Origin of the sequence: Candidatus Pandoraea novymonadis, from assembly GCF_003004665.1 — a bacterium.
GTDB classification, from domain to species: domain Bacteria; phylum Pseudomonadota; class Gammaproteobacteria; order Burkholderiales; family Burkholderiaceae; genus Pandoraea; species Pandoraea novymonadis.
In genome coordinates this window covers 449,683-471,119 of record NZ_MUHY01000001.1, presented here as the reverse complement: position 1 = coordinate 471,119, position 21,437 = coordinate 449,683, and the positions used below count along the sequence as shown (strand labels likewise).

General features: G+C 42.8%; 14 protein-coding genes and 1 tRNA gene. 11 read left to right on the top strand and 4 right to left on the bottom strand.

Annotated features, from left to right (window positions below; all coding sequences use genetic code 11):
* Positions 1–148: 148 nt before the first annotated feature.
* The 4 genes from folP to BZL35_RS01990 all read left to right on the top strand — a co-directional run bounded on the left by folP (position 149) and on the right by BZL35_RS01990 (position 6,628).
* Complete coding sequence (folP, locus tag BZL35_RS02005; RefSeq protein WP_106182390.1) at positions 149–928, top strand: dihydropteroate synthase; 780 nt, start codon at positions 149–151, stop codon at positions 926–928.
* A 104-nt stretch (positions 929–1,032) separates the two neighbouring features.
* Positions 1,033–2,373 carry a phosphoglucosamine mutase gene (glmM, locus tag BZL35_RS02000; protein ID WP_106182387.1) on the top strand — a complete coding sequence of 447 codons (1,341 nt, stop codon included), beginning with the start codon at positions 1,033–1,035 and terminating at the stop codon, positions 2,371–2,373.
* Between the two features lie 916 nt (positions 2,374–3,289).
* Positions 3,290–3,805 (top strand): hypothetical protein, encoded by a 516-nt coding sequence (locus BZL35_RS01995; protein ID WP_146128570.1) that lies wholly within the window; start codon positions 3,290–3,292, stop codon positions 3,803–3,805.
* 570 nt (positions 3,806–4,375) lie between these two features.
* Positions 4,376–6,628: a DNA repair helicase YoaA gene (locus tag BZL35_RS01990; protein ID WP_420837014.1), complete on the top strand. Its 2,253-nt coding sequence runs from the start codon at positions 4,376–4,378 to the stop codon at positions 6,626–6,628.
* 28 nt (positions 6,629–6,656) lie between these two features.
* On the opposite strand, the gene BZL35_RS01985 is transcribed toward BZL35_RS01990, so the two are convergent.
* On the bottom strand, positions 6,657–7,475 hold the full coding sequence (locus BZL35_RS01985) for an outer membrane protein assembly factor BamD (protein WP_181276546.1): 819 nt from the start codon (positions 7,473–7,475) through the stop codon (positions 6,657–6,659).
* Between the two features lie 21 nt (positions 7,476–7,496).
* Here BZL35_RS01985 and BZL35_RS01980 point away from each other — a divergent pair, with 21 nt between their 5' ends.
* Together BZL35_RS01980 and pgeF are read left to right on the top strand one after the other, a co-directional pair.
* Entirely contained in the window at positions 7,497–8,582 is a 1,086-nt protein-coding gene (locus BZL35_RS01980) for an RluA family pseudouridine synthase (protein WP_106182846.1), read from the top strand.
* Positions 8,575–9,384, top strand: coding sequence for a peptidoglycan editing factor PgeF (gene pgeF, locus BZL35_RS01975; RefSeq protein ID WP_245916323.1), 810 nt, complete (start codon positions 8,575–8,577; stop codon positions 9,382–9,384). Before BZL35_RS01980 ends, pgeF begins: the two co-directional genes overlap by 8 nt.
* Before the next feature lie 220 nt (positions 9,385–9,604).
* On the opposite strand, the gene mfd is transcribed toward pgeF, so the two are convergent.
* Positions 9,605–13,075: a transcription-repair coupling factor gene (gene mfd, locus BZL35_RS01970; RefSeq protein ID WP_106182382.1), complete on the bottom strand. Its 3,471-nt coding sequence runs from the start codon at positions 13,073–13,075 to the stop codon at positions 9,605–9,607.
* A 163-nt stretch (positions 13,076–13,238) separates the two neighbouring features.
* Here mfd and ispD point away from each other — a divergent pair, with 163 nt between their 5' ends.
* Positions 13,239–13,964: a 2-C-methyl-D-erythritol 4-phosphate cytidylyltransferase gene (ispD, locus tag BZL35_RS01965; protein WP_106182380.1), complete on the top strand. Its 726-nt coding sequence runs from the start codon at positions 13,239–13,241 to the stop codon at positions 13,962–13,964.
* A gap of 76 nt (positions 13,965–14,040) precedes the next feature.
* Positions 14,041–14,547, top strand: coding sequence for a 2-C-methyl-D-erythritol 2,4-cyclodiphosphate synthase (ispF, locus tag BZL35_RS01960; RefSeq protein ID WP_106182378.1), 507 nt, complete (start codon positions 14,041–14,043; stop codon positions 14,545–14,547).
* A 182-nt stretch (positions 14,548–14,729) separates the two neighbouring features.
* Here the strand turns inward: ispF and BZL35_RS01955 are convergent, their stop codons facing one another.
* Positions 14,730–15,278, bottom strand: a complete 549-nt coding sequence (locus tag BZL35_RS01955) for a peroxiredoxin (RefSeq protein ID WP_106182376.1) — start codon at positions 15,276–15,278, stop codon at positions 14,730–14,732.
* Positions 15,279–16,222: 944 nt separating this feature from the next.
* On the opposite strand from BZL35_RS01955, the gene BZL35_RS01950 reads away from it, so the two are divergent.
* The 3 genes from BZL35_RS01950 to BZL35_RS01940 all read left to right on the top strand — a co-directional run bounded on the left by BZL35_RS01950 (position 16,223) and on the right by BZL35_RS01940 (position 19,655).
* A tRNA-Leu gene (locus tag BZL35_RS01950) sits at positions 16,223–16,309 on the top strand.
* A gap of 359 nt (positions 16,310–16,668) precedes the next feature.
* Positions 16,669–17,907: an aspartate aminotransferase family protein gene (locus tag BZL35_RS01945; protein WP_219860855.1), complete on the top strand. Its 1,239-nt coding sequence runs from the start codon at positions 16,669–16,671 to the stop codon at positions 17,905–17,907.
* 473 nt (positions 17,908–18,380) lie between these two features.
* The gene (locus BZL35_RS01940; RefSeq protein ID WP_106182371.1) at positions 18,381–19,655 is read left to right on the top strand and encodes a serine hydrolase; all 1,275 of its coding nucleotides are present in this window, start codon (positions 18,381–18,383) and stop codon (positions 19,653–19,655) included.
* Positions 19,656–20,219: 564 nt separating this feature from the next.
* Here BZL35_RS01940 and BZL35_RS01935 read toward each other — a convergent pair.
* On the bottom strand, positions 20,220–21,266 hold the full coding sequence (locus tag BZL35_RS01935; RefSeq protein WP_106182369.1) for a quinone-dependent dihydroorotate dehydrogenase: 1,047 nt from the start codon (positions 21,264–21,266) through the stop codon (positions 20,220–20,222).
* Positions 21,267–21,437: the final 171 nt, after the last annotated feature.

The window sequence follows — 21,437 nt, the reverse complement described above, 5'->3', positions numbered from 1 at the left end:
AATAAAGTGAGAGAAAGGTCGGCGAAAGCCGACTTTTTCGTTGCTCAGTTTTTCTACCTATCTTTTTTAAATTGTGCATACTTACTCTGTTTTACCTCCAAAATTTCGGTTTGGTCGCTTTTGCCTTGCCGCTGATCAGCCGAAAGTTATGGGTATCCTCAATATTACTCCAGACTCATTTTCTGATGGAGGGAAATTTTTGAGGCTCGAAATGGCATTGCGTCATGCCGAACAATTGATTGCTGATGGCGCAGATATCCTTGATATTGGAGGAGAATCCACACGTCCTGGTGCGCAGGCACTTTCACTTGATCAGGAGCTTGAGCGTGTGGTGCCAATAGTCGAGGCATTAAGCGGCTGCGGTATACCGTTGTCTGTCGACACGTATAAGCCTGTTGTGATGCAGGCTGTATTGTCGGCAGGTGCGGATATGATCAATGACATTTGGGGCTTTCGTAAGCCAGGAGCGATTGATGCTGTAAAGGAAAGTCATGCTGTGCTATGCGTGACACATATGAGGGGTGATCCGAAAACGATGCAAGAAGCACCTCTGTATGAAGATGTTGTCACGGAAGTAGGATCATTTCTTGATGATCGCGTTAAAGCATTGGTAGCAGCGGGAATTGAACAAACACGTATTTTTCTTGATCCTGGGTATGGTTTTGGTAAGTGTCTCGCGCATAATCTGTCCCTAGTGAAACATTTGCCGATGTTCATGCGAGATGGAATGCCAATATTGGTTGGTATGTCACGAAAACGAATGTTAGGTGAGATCACCGGTCGTAAGGTTCCGGCTGAACGTCTTGCAGCTAGCATAGCAGCGGTGTTATGTGCGGCTGAACGTGGTGCTACGATTGTTCGAGTACATGATGTTGCTGAAACCGTAGATGCACTGAAGGTATGGCAGGCTGTACGCATGGCTGATTGAAACATCTGGGAATAAAGAAAATCGATAAAAAACGGATGACTCATATGAAGTTATACGAATGACACCAGCTTGCTCTATTTAGAGTATTACTTGAGGGTACAGGGATGGAACGGCGATATTTTGGTACTGACGGAGTCCGTGGTACGGTCGGTGAGATACCGATTACGCCAGAATTTGTTCTGCGGTTGGGCTATGCGGCAGGAAGAGTGTTGGCAGGACATCAGACTAATGGGCGCCCAACTATATTGATTGGCAAGGATACACGCGTGTCCGGTTATATGCTCGAGGCAGCGCTCGAAGCTGGTTTTTCTGCAGCCGGAGTCGATACGATGTTGGCGGGTCCAATGCCAACGCCAGCAGTTGCTTACCTCACTCGTGCATTACGTCTTGCCGCTGGTGTTGTGATCAGTGCATCACATAATCCTTACCAAGATAACGGTATTAAGTTTTTTTCGGCTGATGGAAATAAATTGCCAGATACGGTAGAAGTTGATATTGAGACAGCTTTGGGCAAGCCATTGCGATGTGTGCATTCCGAGCACTTGGGTAAAGCACGTCGCTTGGATGATGCTGCTGGCCGATACATTGAATTCTGTAAAAGCACTTTTCCTAATGAACTCGATTTACATGGCATGAAAATCGTTGTTGATTGTGCCAACGGAGCAGCTTATCACATTGCACCACATGTTTTCCACGAACTAGGTGCGGAAGTTATCGCTATTGGTAATCAGCCAAATGGTTTTAACATCAATAAGAAGTGCGGTACGACATCTCCTGATGAACTAGTGCGTGCTGTACGAGCAAACTGTTCGGATATAGGGATAGCGCTGGATGGTGATGCAGACAGATTACAAATGGTTGATGAGACCGGTCGTCTGTATAATGGCGATGAGCTCCTTTACGTGCTTGTGAAGGATCGTTTGGATCGCGGTCCTGTAGGTGGGGTGGTTGGCACATTAATGACTAATATGGCTATCGAAGTAGCCTTAAAGGATTTAGGAGTTTTGTTCGTTCGAACTGACGTTGGTGACCGTTATATTTTAGCGAAATTACGCGAATATGGTTGGCAACTTGGTGCTGAAGGATCCGGCCATATCCTATGTTTAGATAAGCATACGACTGGCGATGGTATTATTTCCGCACTACAGGTTTTGGCAGCGATCCGCCGCTCTGGTCATTCACTTGGCGAATTGATAGGCGGTATTCGTTTATTTGCGCAGCATATGATCAATGTTCGGACATCGCCAGATTATGATTGGCAGACTGATGTCCGTCTGAAGTTGACACGTGAGAAGGTAGAACAAGCCTTGGATGATCGAGGGCGTGTTCTGATTCGAGAGTCTGGTACCGAACCAGTATTGCGCATGATGGTCGAGGCACATGATGTTGAGCTGGCGGTTAAAAGTGCTCAATGTCTGGCCAGCGTTGTTAAAGGCGTTTCATGACCAATGTGTAAATAAGTGAATTCTTGCTAAGAAAAGAGAATGTCTCTTACATTTGACTCTTATCTATTAAGAACGTTGTATTTATCTTTCTTTGAATACCACTTATCTGAGGGAGACTGTGGTCAATAATTGTATTGACATCCTTTTTGCATACAGTATGCGAATGGTGAGCTAAATTAACAGTGTTGATGCTGCCTTTTTCATACGTATTCCTACTATTAATGTGGAATAGTATCTATTAAAAGAGAGAAATTTTAAGTGTAAGACTACACAAAGCGATAGATTTATTTTTTGCTGATTTCTTGATGTGCTACTTAAATTATTGGTCAGGGATTTGGTAACAATACTCGCGATATTTGGAAACAGTGTTTGTGGGTAAATGCTTATCTTCCTTAGAAGAACTTGGTATTTAAAGTCGTGACAAGCAAGGACTGATCGACGAATTTAACCCGCCAACTTTTTAAAACGCCAAACTATGAAAGAGTTCTGGCTTGCGTTTTTTCGATGCGTCATTCTTGAATCAAGAACCAGGAGTTGTTGAAATAGGAGGTGTATTGCTGTTTTCCATCGCCTTGATAATTCAAAGGATGTACGACAATCTTTGGATTTTTGAGAGAAATAGAAAGAAAGATGTTTTCTCAAAAAATTTCAACAAGAGTTTGCAAGAAGAGCACCATCATTATAGATGATGGTGCTAGATGAATGATCTTTTTGTCCCTATCATTTAACATTCTAGGATTTATTTGAGGTTGGCTAATGTAATGATTGATTGAAACATGCCAGTTTTCCTACTGTATCATTCTTCTTTAAATATTTTTTAGAGACCTGGAGTCTCAATATTTTCTATCATGAGTTTTTTTTGCTTCAAAATGGCCTAATTATTTTTCCATAATGTAGTGATAAAATGGGAAGTATTATGGTTTTCTTAAAAAGAAAAATCTCAAGTCGGCTTTTCGTTACCGCTATGTTTATTTTGGTGCTTTTATTGCTTTCTTTATCTATAGTGGTTCTGGGTGGGTGTGCAGCAGATAATCTTGTGTTTTCTTCGGGGCAGATCGATGCTCGTAAGTCTCTTTTTGATGCTAGAGCATGTGGCGTTCGTCAGAATTATGTTAGAGAGCTGACAGTCACTTCAGCTATATTGTTTCCTCATTATCAGATTCCCCTGAGTTTACATTCAGAATCATCGGATTTTGATGGACGGCGTGCTTTCCTGGAACGTCAAAAAGCTTCGGCTGAGTATCGATACTCAGATGCAATATACGGTTGTCATTCGAAGTTCTTCGTCAATGCTTGCCTCGATAGGGCGAAAAATAAGCACCGTAAGGTTTTATCATGGATCCGTAGTCAGCGATTAGCACTTGAGGCTGATTTGCGACGCGCTCGTGCGCAAGCGCGTGATGCGCGTTTCAATGATCAAAATAAGCCTTAATAGGTCTATAACAGAGAGCAGACATTCAACGTAAGCGGCACTTTATCACGCAACCAACCAGGTTGAGCGTCAGTAAGAGGTATTATTCGCTAAAATAACATACCAGAGCATTTGATTCTGCTAGTAACTAAGTTTAGCGATATCAATCGCGAGTGATAGAATATATATTGAATCTATTGTTCTCTCATAAGAGAAGCAAAAGAAGTCGATCGAGCGTTTAAAGAAAGATAAAAAGTGTTTTGCCAAGTTCAGATAAGCGTCTTTGACTGTCAGTCAAAGAAATGAAAGGTCATTAAGTTGACAAAACTTTTATTTTTAGATCATAAGAGTCATATTTGCTTCTATATACAATCGTATTGTAAAAATAAAGATTGTGATTATTTGATCAAGATGTTTATTTGAGTGAAGACACAGAAATCTTCATATCCAGCCGTATTTAAGAAAGCAGGGATTAGAATGATAAAGTTTTTCAGATATCCGCGACCAGCTTAGTCTAAGATGATTTTTTCATATCTCGTCCCAGTTCACTATATCAATTGACGTTTTTTGACAGAATCTTCTATAACCCCTGTGAGACTGGATGAAGTCTTACCCAATGATGTCAGTACCGATACGTTTCATGGACTTTCGCCACTTACACTGAAGCGTCAGTGCGAGCTCGACCACATTTTTGAAGAACATGGCATGCTTTCCCGTGTGATAGATGGGTATCGTTGGCGTGAGACACAGTGTGAAATGGCTCGAGCGGTTGCTTCTGCAATCGATACAAATGATACGTTGATCGCGGAGGCAGGCACTGGAACGGGGAAAACCTATGCATATCTTGTTCCTGCTATGTTGTGGGGCGGAAAGACGATTATCTCTACTGGCACTAAACATCTTCAGGATCAATTATTTGAGCGTGATATTCCTATAGTGCGTGCTGCATTAGCAGTACCAGCAGTAACTGTTGCCATTCTCAAAGGACGAGCTAACTACTTATGCCACTATTATTTAGAGCGCACGCTGCAGGATGGCTTCCTAGTATCGCTTCAAGAGATCGCACAGTTGCGCGAAATTGCCGCCTTTATAAAGATTACCAATAGTGGTGATAAAGATGAGTTAACCAGTGTACCGGAGGATTCACCGATTTGGTCACATGTAACATCTACTCGTGATAATTGTCTTGGGCAAGATTGTCCTCGTTATAAAGTTTGCTTCGTAATGCTTGCTCGTAAAGAAGCGCAACAGGCTGACATCGTGGTTGTGAATCATCATTTATTTTTTGCTGATGTTATGCTGCGAGATACTGGTATCGCAGAATTGTTGCCGAATTCGAATACAATTATATTTGACGAAGCGCATCAACTTCCTGAAACAGCTACCATATTTTTTGGGGATGTGCTTTCTACAGGCCAAATGCTTGAGCTGGCACGAGATACGTTAGCTGAGGGGTTGACTCATGCGCGCGAAGCTGTGGATTGGATCAAGCTCTGTGGTGATATTGAGCATGCTGCGCGTGACGTTCGACTGACTTTTGGTATTAACAATGTTCGCATAGCTGCGGAGAAATTACCGCACAGTCACGAATTTTTCGATGCTCTCGATGTTCTAAACATCTCACTTCAATCTCTCATCTCAATACTCCAACACCAAGCTGAACGAGCAGAATCATTGGGTACTTGTTTGCGTCGAGCTATCGAATTACATCAGCAACTTGAACGTTGGATAACAGTGAAGACACTTCCTGAGTCAACTGAAATACTCGAGAATTCACGTATGAGTCACAATAATCATAAAAAAAAGATAGGAAAGATGATCCATGAATCTGATGAGAGTTCTACCGAATTCGAAGCAAAAGTGCTAGCAGAACCAGGGCCTGGTGCGCATGTACAAACTTTTTTAGAAATGCAGGCTTCTTCGAGCCTCAAGTCCGATTACTATGACGTGTTGCAAGAAAGTGTTCGTTGGATTCAAGTGTTTTCACAAGTAGTTCAATTGCATCAGACACCATTATCGATTGCGCCAATTTTTACTAAGCAGAGAAATAGTCTACCGCGTGCGTGGATTTTTACTTCAGCTACCTTATCTGTCAAAGGAAACTTCGCTCATTATGCAGGACAATTAGGCTTAGATGCTAAAAAATCACTGACATTGCCGAGTCCATTTAAGTACGAAAAACAGAGTTTGCTGTATGTGCCACGGGGTTTGCCGAAACCATCTGCGCCAGGTTTTAAGGATGCTATGCTGGATGCAGTATTACCTGTGATAGAAGCCAGTGGCGGGCGGGCTTTTGTTTTATGCACGACATTACGGGCCGTTAATCAAGTGGCTGATCAGTTGAATTATGAATTTGAGCGCCGTGGCTGGTTATATCCATTGTTGGTACAAGGGACAACGAGTCGAACGGAACTGATTGCCCGCTTTCGTATGTTAGGCAATGCAGTGCTGATAGGTAGCCAGAGTTTCTGGGAAGGTGTGGATGTTGTTGGTAATGTACTATCTCTTGTGATCATTGATAAATTGCCGTTTGCACCTCCTGATGACCCGGTATTGGAGGCACGTCTTGAAGCTTTGATACAGAAAGGTTTGAGCCCGTTTTTTGCACATCAGTTACCTCAAGCGGTTATTACACTTAAGCAAGGTGCTGGACGTTTGATAAGGTCTGAACGAGATCGCGGGGTATTGATGATCTGTGATTCACGGCTAGTCGAAAAGCCATATGGACGTCATATCTGGCAAAGCCTGCCACCTTTTAAGCGAACTCGTGAACTGCAAATGGTACGAGATTTTTTTGATGAAGATGCTACTAAACGCTTTAGTAAGCAGAGTATAAGTGAGTAAAAACGATGACTGATTTTGGCTCTCTTTTTTATTTCCAGATTTGCCACCATGACTTATCGGAAGATTTACGTTGATAATGTAACCCTAGCTTATCACTGTTTGGATAGGTTGCCATCATCACACGTTTTGCATCATTACTTAATTGTGTCATCCCGAGAGCATCGTAGCAGCGGATCATAATTATGAGTGCATCTTCATTGGCAGGTGCCTGATCATATTCTTTTAATGCGTTTTGCGCACGATTCACAGCAGCGAGATATGCACCACGATGATAGTAGTATTGAGCGACATGGGCTTCATACGCTGCCATAGCGTTGAGAGCGTAGCGCATTCGTAGAGCTGCATCTTTCGAATACTTGCTATGAGGATAACGTTCGACTAGATATTTGAAGTCGTTATATGAGTCTCGAAAAGCTTTTTGATCACGTTCTGAAGGATCTTGTCCACTGAAGCGACCAAATAGACCCAAGTCATCATTGAAGTTTATGAGGCCCTTTAGATAGTAAGCATAATCGATGGACGGACTGGTGGGGTAGAGTTGGACGAAATGGTTGATAGAATTGAGTGCTTGAACGAGATCACCATCTTTGTAATAACAATAAGCAGCGTTGATTTTCGCTTGTTGCGAAAGTTTACTGAATGGATCGCGGCCTTCCACTAGTTCATAGTACTTCGCTGCTTTGGTGTAATTACCCGAATCGAAAAAAATCTTAGCTTCCGAGTATAATTTTCCGGTTGACCAGCTAGCAGTTTCGTCGACTTTCTCTGGTAGGATACTGCAGGAAACAAGGCTCAATCCTAAAATGGTGGATATCGTTAATTGTTTTAAAAAAATAAGGGTTTGCATGCTCACTGGTTTCATTTTTCAATGACCCATTCAATATTTGGTAATTATAGCCTAAATCCTTCAATTTCTATTGAAAGTGAAGGAGATTATCCTAATGAGGATGTTTTGCCATCCCATGGTAGTGTTTTGCAAGAATCATTGCAGGTTGAAATTCCATTTTTCCTCGCAGGACATCGTTTAGATAAGGTACTGGCGTATTTGTTTCCAGATTATTCTCGTAGTCGTTTACAAACGTGGATTGAAGCGGGTCGTGTAACGGTTGAAGGTGTCCAGGCGAAAGTTCGTCAACGTGTACTCGAGGGGAATATTGTAGTCTTGATGCCTGTTGCATTGCCTGAGCAGAAAGCCTTTACCCCAGAACCGATTGAAGTGCCGATTGTCTATGAGGATGAAACGCTGGTAGTTTTCGATAAACCATCAGGACTTGTGGTGCACCCGGCAGTAGGTAATTGGTCCGGAACGTTGCTAAATGCCTTGTTATATCGTTATGGGCAGGACGCGTCTACTTTGCCACGTGCGGGTATTGTACATCGGTTGGACAAAGACACATCTGGTCTGATGGTAGTGGCAAGAACGTTGATTGCCCAGACCGACTTAGTTCGTCAGCTACAAGCACGTACTGTCAAGCGATATTATGTTGCTTTGGTTTGGGGACGGCCAGCAGATCGTATGATGATCAATGCCCCTATCGGACGCCATCCACGTGAGCGCACTCGGATGGCCGTGGTTGATGGTAACGGTAGCAAGATGGCTCGCACACGCGTTGTAACTCTAGCGACGGCAAATCTTGAGAATGTGCCCGTATCGTTGGTTCTGTGCTCTCTTGAAACGGGGCGAACACACCAAATTCGTGTACATATGTCGCATCTTGGACACTCTCTACTTGGTGATCCGTTGTATCATCCACGAATCAAATATCCCAGATTGCCGGGCAGCTTTGCACGTCAGGCATTACATGCTTGGCGACTTGGTTTAATTCATCCCACGGATCAGCGTACGCTGTATTGGCAGACTCCATTACCTTCCGATATGACGGCGTTAATGTCAGCACTTCGGCTTGAGTTTCCTCTAATTCCAGATTCTCTTGATGATTTTTTCTATGATTGAGCCTTCGTCGATGCCTGCTGACTGGATTGTGCCTGAATGGCCCGCACCAGCGAATGTTCGGGCAGTATTTACCACACGTTCGGGAGGAGTGAGTATTGGTTCGTATGCAACTTTTAATGTTGGTACACATACAGGGGATGAGGCTGTTGCAGTTGAAAGCAATCGGGTGCATTTCACAGCTATTACTGGAGTCACGCCAGCCTGGATTTTACAAGTACATGGTACACATGCCATTGATGCTACTGTTGTATTACGCGAATCTGCTGCTGGACGCTTGATCCAAGCGGATGCCAGCGTGACGAGTGCCAAAGGTGTTGCATGTACCGTTATGACGGCTGATTGTTTGCCGGTGTTGTTATGTGATATTGCTGGGAGAGTTGTCGGGGCCGTACATGCTGGCTGGCGTGGTTTGTGTAGTGGCGTGATTGAATCAGCGGTCGTGGCGATGCGACAGCATTTATTCGGTATTCCTCACAAGAGTGGGACCTTGTTGGCGTGGCTTGGTCCTTGTATTGGTTCTACGATGTTTGAAGTCAGTGCTCAAGTGCGTGAGGCATTTCTCACAGCGGCATTACGAAGTGAAAAAATAGCAACAGAGGCCGCATTTGTTTGTAAATTAGGTACAGACAGTGATAAATTTTTCGGCAATTTATGCGCATTAGCACGCTTGAGACTAGCTCGCGTGGGTGTTGATGAAGTCTATGGTGGGCAGTGGTGCACCGCCAGTGATTCTGTACGTTTTTATTCTTATCGTCGTGCCAAAATAACTGGCAGACAAGCCGGATTTATTTATTTATTGTGATGATGACATATTCCTCTGAATGTATGTTCTTGTAACGATTGATGTGTACGATTTCTGGTTAGACTGTAACCGACATACCTTATTTTTTCGGTATATTGATCCAATTGTCCGCTCACTCCAGCCGAAAGATTAATTTTATCGGGTTTGTTATAGTTTACGTGTGCATATTGCAATTTTGGGATTATAGGATTTGACACTAAGTTTGCTCAAGATAATATTCTTACGCATCATACATCATGGGTTGTGCTAGATTACGCAGTGTCTCTTTAATTAATTGTACTCTTGCATCCAGTTTGATTTCTGTTGTTTGGATATGCAGCTTGTCTTGCCCCGCGAGTTTGATGTGTTGATTTTTCTGAAGCATTTCGATGATTCGTAGTCCATCGATAGTGTGATTGGACTCAAATTGTAACGTAATGACTTCTTCTCCTGCATCGATCTTTGCAATACAGAGTGGCTTGGCCATGAGTCGCAAACGATGGGTCTCGATAAGCGCTTTGCCTTGCTCTGGCAATTTTCCGAAACGGTCGATGAGTTCTTCCTGAATTTTGTCGATAGCAGCATCTTCGGTACAGTTCGCAAGTTTTTTGTAAAGTGATAGTCGTTCTTGTACGTTAACACAATAGTTACTGGGCAAGATGGCGGGTAGATGAAGATTAATTTCTGTAGTGACTTGCAATGGTGCCATGAGATCAGGTTCACGACCATCCTTGAGTGCGCTGACAGCATTTTCGAGCATGTCAGTGTAGAGTTGAAATCCGATTTCGTGGATTTCTCCCGATTGCTTACTACCAAGTACTTGTCCTGCACCACGAATCTCTAGATCATGCATCGCGAGATAGAAACCCGCACCCAGATCTTCCATTTGCTGAATGGCTTCGAGACGTCGCCGAGCTTGTGTTGGTAGTGCCTGTGGATCCTGAACAAGGAGATAAGCATAAGCTTGGTGATGAGATCGACCTACGCGACCGCGTAGTTGATGCAATTGTGCTAAGCCAAATTTATCAGCACGATGCATCAGAATTGTATTCGCTGTAGGGACATCGATGCCGGTTTCAATGATTGTTGTACAGAGAAGCACATTGGCACGTTGTGTCACGAAATCACGCATTACGTGCTCGAGGTCGGATTCATGCATCTGCCCATGAGCGACGACAATTCGTGCTTCTGGCATCAGCGTCTGGAGGTGTGTGCGTTGATTTTCGATGGTTTCTACTTCATTGTGGAGATAATAAACTTGTCCCCCACGCTTGAGTTCGCGAAGCATAGCTTCACGTATCACGCTATTTTCCTCGCGCCGCAAAAAAGTTTTGATAGCCAATCGTTTCTGTGGGGCGGTAGCAATAACGGAGAAATCGCGTAGACCTTCGAGGGCCATGCTGAGTGTTCGAGGAATAGGGGTGGCTGTCAGAGTTAGTATGTCCACTTCTGCTCGGAATGCTTTGAATGCTTCTTTCTGTCGAACACCGAATCGGTGCTCCTCATCTATTATTACAAGACCTAAGCGTTGAAATTGAATATCATTTGATAATAGTTTATGTGTGCCGATAACAATATCAATTTTCCCTTCGTTGATTGCTTTGATGCTTACGTTGATTTCTTTTGTTCTCTTGAAGCGTGACAGTTCGGCAATACGTATAGGCCAGTCAGCAAAGCGGTTCGAGAATGTTTGAGCATGCTGTTCGGCGAGCAGTGTAGTGGGCGCAAGGATCGCGACTTGCTTGCCATCTAGTACGGCGATGAAAGCTGCTCTCAAGGCAACTTCTGTTTTTCCAAAACCCACGTCGCCACACACTAGACGATCCATAGATTTTTGACTGGACATATCACTTATGACAGCGGCAATAGCAGCAGTTTGGTCAGGTGTTTCCTCAAAACCGAAACTATTGGCAAATTTTTCATATTCCTTTGGTTGCAGATTAAAAGCATAACCTGAGCGAGCGGCTCGGCGAGCATGAAGATTGAGCAGTTCGGCTGCAGTATCACAGATTTGCTGTGCGGCACGTCGTTTAGCTTTTTCCCATTGCCCAGAACCGAGCATATGCAATGGAGCACTTTCTGGATCGGCACCGCTGTATCGAGAGATGAGATGAAGTTGTGAAACGGGTACGTAAAGTTTACTATTACTCGAATATTCGAGGTGTAGGAATTCTGTTTCACCTTCTCCTAGATCCATGCTGATGAGCCCTAGATATCGTCCGATACCGTGTTGGCTATGAACTACCGGATCACCAATTTTGAGCTCAGCTAAATCACGAAACACTGATTCGACAGAGGTGGCTTGCTGTTGGCGTTTACGTCCTGTACGACGTGCGATGCCTTCATACAATTCCGTCTCTGTCAGGATTGCAAGATTTTCCGATGGCACAGAAAAACCTATTGCTACAGGCGCGATGGTGATAGAAAAGCATGCATCGCTTTCTAAGAAATCAGCTAATGAATTAACGATAGAGGGACCTAAGGCATACTTCCGTAGCAATTGTAGTATTGTTTCACGACGTCCAGCAGAATCGACGCACAATAAGACGCGTTCAGTCGTTTCACTTAGATATCCACGCAAGGCCGAGAGTGGATCTTCATTGCGGTGATTGATACCTAGTTTTGGTAGGGCAGTTGCCCAACTGCTATCTCCTGGGGCAGTGAGTGTCAGTCGTGCAAACGATTTTGCAAGAGTAAAAAATTCCTGATGTAGTAAGAATAATTTTTCAGGCGGTAACACAGGTCTTTCGTGATCATGGGAGAGGAATTTGAAGCGTTGTTGTGTGTCGTTCCAGAAGCGTTGTATAGACGAATCAAGATCACCAATAAATACCAGATGAGCATCTTTGGGTAGGTAGTGGAAGAGCGTGGCAGTTTCATCAAAGAAGAGTGGTAAATAGTATTCGATACCGCCGGATGGGATTGCTGAGCCGATGTCCTTGTAAATTAAACTACGGGTGGGATCTCCTTCGAAAACTTCTCTCCATCTTCTTCGAAAGGCCGTGCGTGAGGCTTCGTCGAATGGAAATTCTCGTCCAGGCAGTAGTCGCACTTCCTTAACAGGATAAACACTGCATTGGGTATCAGGGTCGAATACACGGATACTCTCAATAGTATCGTCAAATAAGTCGATACGATAAGGTCTCGATGAGCCCATTGGGAAGATATCAATTAGTCCACCCCGCACGCAGTATTCCCCAGGGCGCATAACTTGAGTGACGTGCTCGTAACCGGCCAGTGTCAGTTTCGATTTTAGGTTTTCTTGATTAAGGCGCTCACCTTGATAGAAAAAAAAGGTGTAAGCGGCCATAAAACTGGATGGAACTACTCGGCATATGGCAGTAGTGACGGAAATAAGTACGATATCACAAAGTTTTTCTCGAAGATCGTGGAGGGTGGCCAGTCGTTCGGAGACTAAGTCTTGATGTGGGGAAAATGTATCGTACGGTAGTGTTTCCCAGTCTGGAAGACGACGTACGCGCGCAGCAGGAGCATACCAGCTCAGCTCCTCCTGAAGCCGGAGTGTATCGGTGGCTTCTGAACAAACCACGGCCAGTGATGGCACGGTATCACGATAGGTTTCAAAATACCTGGCGATGAGCAAAGCGTCTGCAGAACCATATGTACCTTTGAATACAAAGCGTTGACCCATCTTAACAATTGAGATGGGTGCGGGTATTGTGCTGCTATGAACTGCGGATTTTTTTGACATTAAGATCCATCGAAACTTTATTTTAGTATGTATGGAGTCTGTGTGATGAGAAATGCTACGCACACAGGCTGTAATGGCAGTGTTCCAAGGGGAGTAACACGACGGATTCCCGAAATGCTAAGTATTATAAAATTTTAGTTTTACTTATATCTATATTTATATTGTGACCGACCAAATTTTTGCACTTATACCATGCGCCGGCGCCGGTTTGCGGGCCGGTCTCAGTATTCCTAAGCAGTATTGTAGTGTGGCTGGCAGAGCAATATTGCACCATGCTTTAGCTGCATTCGATGCCTGTCCAGAATTTTCACGAACACTAGTCGTGTTGGCTCCAGATGATAATCATTTTGATGCGCATTATTTCAGAAATCTTCGTTTTTCGGTTAGGCGTTGTGGCGGAAGATCGCGTCAGGAATCTGTATTGAACGGATTACACGCACTTAGCGATTTTGGTGCACACGATTCCGATTGGGTGCTGGTGCATGATGCAGCACGTCCTGGCATTACAACGACGTTAATTCGAAAGTTGATTAGCACACTGTATAATGATCCCGTTGGCGGTTTGCTGGCTTTGCCTATTGTCGACACACTGAAGAGTGGTGTTTTTTCGGTTGGTTCATCGGGTTTAGCTGAGGTCAGAAAAACGGAAACGCGTGATGGCTTATGGCAAGCTCAGACACCGCAAATGTTTCGTCTTGGTATGTTGTGTTTGGCGCTTGAAAAGGCGTTAGATTCGTGTATTGAGATCACGGATGAATCGAGTGCGATCGAGCGACTAGGTCACCATCCTAAACTAGTGTGCGGTAGTTTGAGAAATTTCAAGGTAACGTACCCTGAAGATTTTTTTTTGGCAGAGACTTTGCTAAGTACACCGTGTGAGTTTGACTGATGGCTGCTTCATAAGCGCAGCATATTTCCATATCTTTTGATTATATGACTGGCATAACTGCCACGAGGATTTCCAAATGAGTATTGCAGCGTTGCCTAATTTACGTGTTGGCCAAGGTTATGATGTCCATGAATTGGTACCAGGTCATCAACTGGTCATAGGTGGGGTAAATATACCTTTTGAAAAACGTCTATTTGGTCACTCGGACGCTGATGTTTTGTTACATGCGGTTACTGATGCTGTGTTGGGTGCATCAGCGTTGGGGGATATCGGAAGATATTTTCCGGATACTGATCCACAATTTAAAGGCTTGAGTAGTGTTTTTCTGCTTAAAGAGACGATGCATCGTGTTCGTCAGGCAGGTTACGAACTGTTGAATCTCGACTGTACGGTGATTGCACAAGCGCCTAAACTTTCACCATACATTGATGCAATGATCGTAGTAATTGCTGGTGCGTTAGATACATTAAAAACACGGGTAAATGTTAAAGCAAAAACCAATGAAAAATTAGGATATCTTGGGCGTCAGGAAGCGATTGAAGCCCAGGCGGTTGTTTTGCTTGTGGAGATGAGATCATTCTAACTGTAGAAGAGTATGAAAAATGCTATCTTAAAATCTTGTGTAGATGTTTTTCGTCCTATTGCCGTTTCAGCATGTATCTTAATGAGAATTGGTATCTGCTTTTATGCACAACTAAGCGGATCATGAGAGTTTCAACGAAATTATCAAAAAGCCCCGCGAAAGCGGGGCTTTTTGAGTAAACCTTACAGCGTTGCGCCGCCAATAGTTCGATTACATGAACATAGTTCATTCGTTTGTAAACCGTCGAGAATTCGTAGAACTTCTTGCGGATTCCGACCGACGTTTAGGTTATTGACCGACACGTGTTGAATCGTGTTTTCTGGATCGATAATAAAGGTGGCACGTAGAGCAACTCCAGCTTCTTTATCGCGAATTCCAAGTTGATCGATTAGAGCTCCTTTGACGTCCGCAAATGAGTAATGATTTAGCTTATTCAGATCCTTGTGCTCACGCCGCCATGCCAGTTTTACGAACTCGTTGTCAACCGATCCACCTAGTAGTATCGCATGGCGTTTAGAAAATTGATCGTTTAGCTTACCAAATTCAACAATTTCTGTTGGGCAAACAAAAGTAAAATCTTTAGGATAAAAATAGATAATCTTCCATTTTCCAGGGAATGAAGCTTCGGTAATGTCTTCGAAAGCTGAAACATTGTTTTCTTCGTGATGGTTAAATCCTGGTTTTACAGCCTTGACTGAAAAGGATTCTAGTTTTTCTCCAACGGTTTTCATCTATTTACTCCTTAATTGTTCACTGAGTTTTTTGAGCTGGCGAGTTATTATGATTTATGACTTTTTTTACAAAGAGATTTTGGCGATCCAGATTGGATGTAAATGTATTAAATATTACGGATAAAAACATTATGCACTATTAAAAAATATCAATTTTTTTGGTCATCGGATATGACATAGTTAATGTTCACTTTGTATTTTTTATCAGAGTTGATTTTATTTAGCTGAATCGTTTTTAGTAACTAGGTTGATATTCCATAATTAACAAAAACACTTACAATGATATTGGGTTCACTGGGGATCGTACACTATTTTAGTGATGAGTTGCTCGAGTAAGGTGTTTAATACACTTTATTATCAATGGTAGGAATTCTTTCGTATCGAAAAATTAAATGCACTTCATCATCGATGTTTTAGTTCCTTATGGAAAGCGAATGCCGGCAATGACCATTTGTCCCTGGTAACTAATGATGAAAGCATGGCCGGTTGTGGCAATTTTCTTTGTAAAAAATATTTTTATTAAATGGAATGGTTAGAGGAAGCCTCTATTGTCCGTGAGGCAAGAAGTGGTTCTGCGGCAGCCTAGTGGTAATCGAAATAGAGAAGTCGAGGTAGTATATTTTCCCAGGGAGTATATTTTCAATCTATCTATGCAGTATTTTGACCCAAATTGGTTCCATTAGTAATGACAAGTACGTAAGCTCCCTATCAGTAAAGGGTTTAGAGTTTCGCCTTGTAAGGTTTTGCCTGGTAAGCGTGCTAATCTAGCTTCTTCGGTTAGCAGGGGCTAAATTTTTTATTATAGTAGTTAGATGTCGCTAAAATTCACTCAGTATCGTCGACAATTCGACCTGTTTCATGTAAAATAAACGCCGTTTTGCGTTAATAAACGATAATCGATTGGGTTACTTTTCACTAGACTTAGTATTAGCAGGGTTTTTATTGCGTGAGTGGCGAAATTGGTAGACGCACCAGGTTTAGGTCCTGACGAGAGAGATCTCGTGCCGGTTCGAGTCCGGCCTCACGCACCATGGAGGTTCTAGAACACGAGTTCGTGTCACTATGCTGAGAGTTGAGGTAATTGGTAAGATGTCTAATGCGCAATCGTCTTAATTAAACTTTTCAAGTCAAAACATCTCAATGCAAAGACGGACATGAAATTATGCCGTGTTTGGCCTGTTGACTTAGATCGAGATTTTTACATCTGTCGTACCTAGCTGTTTAACTTTTTCGATTTTGTTTATCGCAAATAATTCTTGCGAATTTTTTTGGAAAATGTGTTGTTAGTTCAGTACCAGTTGATATTAAAATTCGACAATGGTGGTTTGTCTTCCCCTCGCGGATTCCGATGATGTCTTTGAGTTAACGATTTTACGAGGTTGTTGTCATGATGGAGCAAGCCGCAGTGACTCGCCAAACGTTTGATGACGTTATGGTTCCGAATTACTCCCCAGCGACGATGATACCGATTCGAGGATTGGGTTCGCGAGTGTGGGATCAGATAGGTAACGAGTATATCGATTTTACAGGTGGAATTGCGGTCAATGGTCTAGGCCATGCCCATCCTGAATTGGTAAGGGTAATTCAGGCGCAAAGTGAGAAGATTTGGCACGTTGGGAATGGTTATACTAATGAGCCAGTTCTCCGTTTAGCGCGTGGACTTACGCAAGCCACATTTGCTGAAAAGGCATTCTTCTGTAATTCTGGATTGGAGGCGAATGAAGCGGCATTGAAGCTGGCACGGCGTTATGCCACTGATCATGCTATAGCACGTAATGGTGTGCAGAAGAGCGAAATTATCGCTTTTTATAACTCTTTCCATGGCCGTTCGTTATTTACGGTGAGCGTTGGTGGTCAAGCAAAATACACCGAAGGTTTTGGTCCACTGCCGCAGGATATCAAACATCTGCATTACAATAACCTAGCTGCTGTTGCAGCCTCTATTTCTGAGAAGACATGTGCGGTGATCGTTGAACCGGTGCAAGGTGAAGGTGGGGTGATGCCGGCTGATCCTTTATTCTTGAAGGGATTGCGTCAATTATGTGATAAGAGTGGTGCCCTCCTAATTTTCGATGAGGTGCAAACAGGAATGGGCCGTACAGGATTTTTATATGCGTATATGCATTATGGAGTGGTGCCAGATATTCTGACAACTGCTAAGGCATTGGGCAATGGTTTTCCAATTGGTGGGCTTTTAACGACATCGAAGATTGCTGCTAGTTTTTCACCGGGTACGCATGGCTGTACTTATGGTGGAAATTTTCTTGCTGCAACCGTGGCTGGTCGTGTGCTCGAATTGATTAACACCAAAGACATTTTGGATGGGGTGAAAGCACGTCACGAACGTTTTATTACAGGTCTAGAAGCGATTAACGCGCGTCACGGCGTGTTTGCGAAATTTCGTGGTATGGGACTATTGCTTGGTGCAGTACTTAATCCTGCTTTTTCCGGAAAGGCAAAAGATATCGTAGATGCAGCTCAGAATGTTGGCTTAATGTTGCTTGTGGCAGGACCCGACGTGATTCGTTTTGCTCCACCGCTTAATATCCCAGAAGTTGACATAGATGAGGGTCTTGCTTTATTCGAGAGAGTCGTGAACACTGTATCCTTATCTAATAAGGTTTGTTGAGATTTCCGCTATATCAAAAGAATACCCCGTATAGTGTATGAGAGGATGTCTTATATATTAAATCCTTTCCTCTCTTGATTCTGAAGAATAAGCGTCGTCGGAGGAGATATATGTCTGGCGAGATTGACCAATTTAGGCCATCAAACTTTTTTAAGAGACCATTAAGGATTTTGTGGTTATGGAATCTCATCACTTCTCTTCTTGATCGAATTCGCGATAGAGCAGTAGTAATTTGTAAGATAAACTATACAATTTTTCATTAGAATGATGTGATGTCTGCATATTCTGGATATATATGTATTTGATGCTGTTATTACTCAATCAGCTTTTAAGTACTAGGGTTCTGAATGTAATAACGAGATATTAATTTAAATTTTTATTCTTTATTCTGAATCTTTCATATTGCTTATTTTTTTGACTTTACTAAATCAGTTTTTATAGCCAATTAACCACGATACTCCTTTATTTTCATTATGTGTCTGATCACAACTCTTGCAGGTCTATGCTATGGCCGTTTTTATGGAGGCGTCCTTGTGGTTATCTTGCTTGCTGGGGGAGTGCCTTTTTTTGCAGAGGCGGCTGGTAAAAATAAAGAACCTTCAGCATTGAAGACAGCTAAAAAAACGTTAGAGAAGAAAAGACTGTGCACGAATATGAAGCCATTTGTCAAACGTACCACCTTAACGTCTGTTGCCAGACGGGGTGGTATGGTAGAAATAAAAAAAGATATACGTGTTAAAAAAAATGGTATTTCGATCAATAATGTTCGTCGAGCGTCTAACAATATTGTTTATAAAAATGCTAGGAAACGTAGTGTTGGTACCTATCGAAAAGTTAATTTTTCACCGACTCCCCAGCGTTTATCTGCTGGACGGATATTTGGTTTGCATGAAGTGCCAGATGTATTAGCATTACGCTCTAGTGTTGCTTATGTGCTAGATGCACATACTTCCGAAGTTCTCTTAGAAAAGAATTCACGAGCAGTTTTGCCAATAGCTTCTATCTCGAAGTTGATGACAGCAATGGTAGTGCTTGATGCCAAGCTACCAATGACAGATATGATGGTAATCACGGATGAAGACCGTGATTACGAGAAAGGGACAGGCTCGCGTCTTGCTATTGGTTCGAAGCTTAGTCGTGAAGATATGTTGCATATTGCGCTAATGGCCTCAGAAAACCGTGCTGCTTCTGCATTATCACGTTATTTCCCAGGGGGACGAGCTGCTTTTATTGCAGCCATGAATCATAAAGCGAAAGAGTTGGGCATGCATGACACGATCTTTGCAGATTCAACTGGGCTCACGAGCCAAAATGTATCGAGTGCGTTTGATTTAGTTAAGATGGTAAAGGCGGCTTATCAGTATCCAGAGATACGACGTTTCTCTACCGATAGCTCTTATGAGGTGAGCACTGGGTTAAGGGAATTGCTTTATCGTAGTACTAACTATCTCATGGGGCATAGTGATTGGGACATCGGCTTACAGAAGACGGGTTACATTTCTGAGGCAGGTCAATGTCTCGTGATGCAAACTACAATCGATGGTCGGTCCATGATTATGATTTTGCTTGATTCAACAGATAAATACTCGCGATTTGCAGATGCAATACGTGTTCGCAAGTGGTTGCAAGAAGGCAGGACCGCGTCATTCCCACATATTGCCAACAAGTTACCGCGCACACAGGCCGCTGCTGGCTGCGAGCAGAATTCGTTTTTTTCCATAGCTGCTGATGTGAGTCAGTCTTTATGATTTTTCTAACATAAAAAATACCTATGTCGGTTGGCTAATAAATTCAAATTCAAATGTTGTTAAGCATTTGAATTTGTCTAATTCAGACTAGTTTTGGGTTGGAAAAATAAATCTAAAGAATCAGTATTGTGATTAAATACATTCTAAATTTTAGCTTCTTATTTAAGAAGAGTTATTTCACTGGATTATCAGGGAATTCATAAAATCGAATCTTTCGCTCTTCATGACCCTTCCTCTTTATTATTACGAATAATCACTTGATGAAAAAGTGAATTCGATATCTAGCCAATTTCATGATGGTTGGTCTTCTCTCTATTGCAGAAACGAGTTTTCATGGCAAAATCATCACTCAATTATTTTTGAAATTCAAGAAATGTAAGAATATGCAGTACCGTGCATTCAGATTTTATGGTTATATATCCCTTATAAGATTGTCGGGGACTTTGAGGAAACTCAGTATTATGAGTGTAATCAGCTGCAGTACCTAGACTAGAAAGTATGGCATAGACATCTTTTTTGAATTATTATGGATTTTAGATGCCTGCTGAAAAGAATAGAGTTAATTTATAATTCGACAAGCGCTTTTTGTTTGAGCAATGCTTCCACGCACTCTCGTACTAGTACCGGCCCTCGATAAATTAATCCACTATAGATTTGAACGAGAGTCGCGCCAGCGTCAAGTTTATCTCGTGCATCTTTGCCAGAGAGAATTCCGCCGACACCGATGATTGGAATGGCATCGCCTAGCTCAGCTCGTAGAGCACGAATAATGCGATTTGACGCATCGAACAAAGGTCGACCTGACAAACCACCAGTTTCATTGGCGATAGGTAGATGGTTGACGCTATCACGCGATATTGTGGTGTTAGTGGCAACAACGCCGTCAACTTGATGTCGAGTGAGTAAGCTCGCAATTAGTTTAATTTGTTCGTCCTCAAGATCAGGGGCAATTTTTAGGACGATGGGCACATAGCGATCATGTCGCTCAGATAGTGTGTATTGTTTTTCTTTGAGAGATCCGAGTAGAGAATCGAGCTCTTTAGATTCTTGTAGTTGACGTAGATTTTTGGTATTTGGTGATGAAACGTTGATGGTTATATAGTTTGCATAGGGGTAACACTTTTCTAGACAAATTAGGTAATCGTCCACGGCATTTTCGATGGGTGTGTCGGCATTTTTACCGATGTTCAGACCTAATGGGCCTTTCCAGCGCGTAGATTGTATGTTTTCTAAGAATTTTTCGATACCCGCGTTATTGAATCCCATTCGGTTAATGATGCCATGTGCCTGTGGCACATGAAAAAGTCGTGGTTTGGGATTGCCTAGTTGTGGACGGGGAGTAATGGTGCCCACTTCAATGAAACCAAAGCCGAGGGTGGCAAGACCATCAATACAGTTACCGTCTTTATCTAGACCAGCAGCAAGACCTACTGGATTCGGAAAGGTAATACCCATGACAGTAAGAGGATTTTCTGGAAGGCGTTCACTCATAAGATTCGCTAAACCTAGTGATGCAGCCTTACGCAATATCGAAAGTGTTATGTGATGAGCTCTTTCGGCATCGAGCGAGAATAGGGCGCGGCGGGCTAAAGGATAGAGCATCGAGAGCATGATAGATATAATTTAGTAAATTCAAAGAGAGCTCATTGTATCGGGTGTTGCGATGTGCCGAGGATATTTGTACGCTTGTAAATAAAATGATCACGTTGGATATTGAGCGTTTTAACACTTTAAGCACTTAGATTCTCGAGTAGTAGGGTCGGACCTTTTAAGATGTACTTA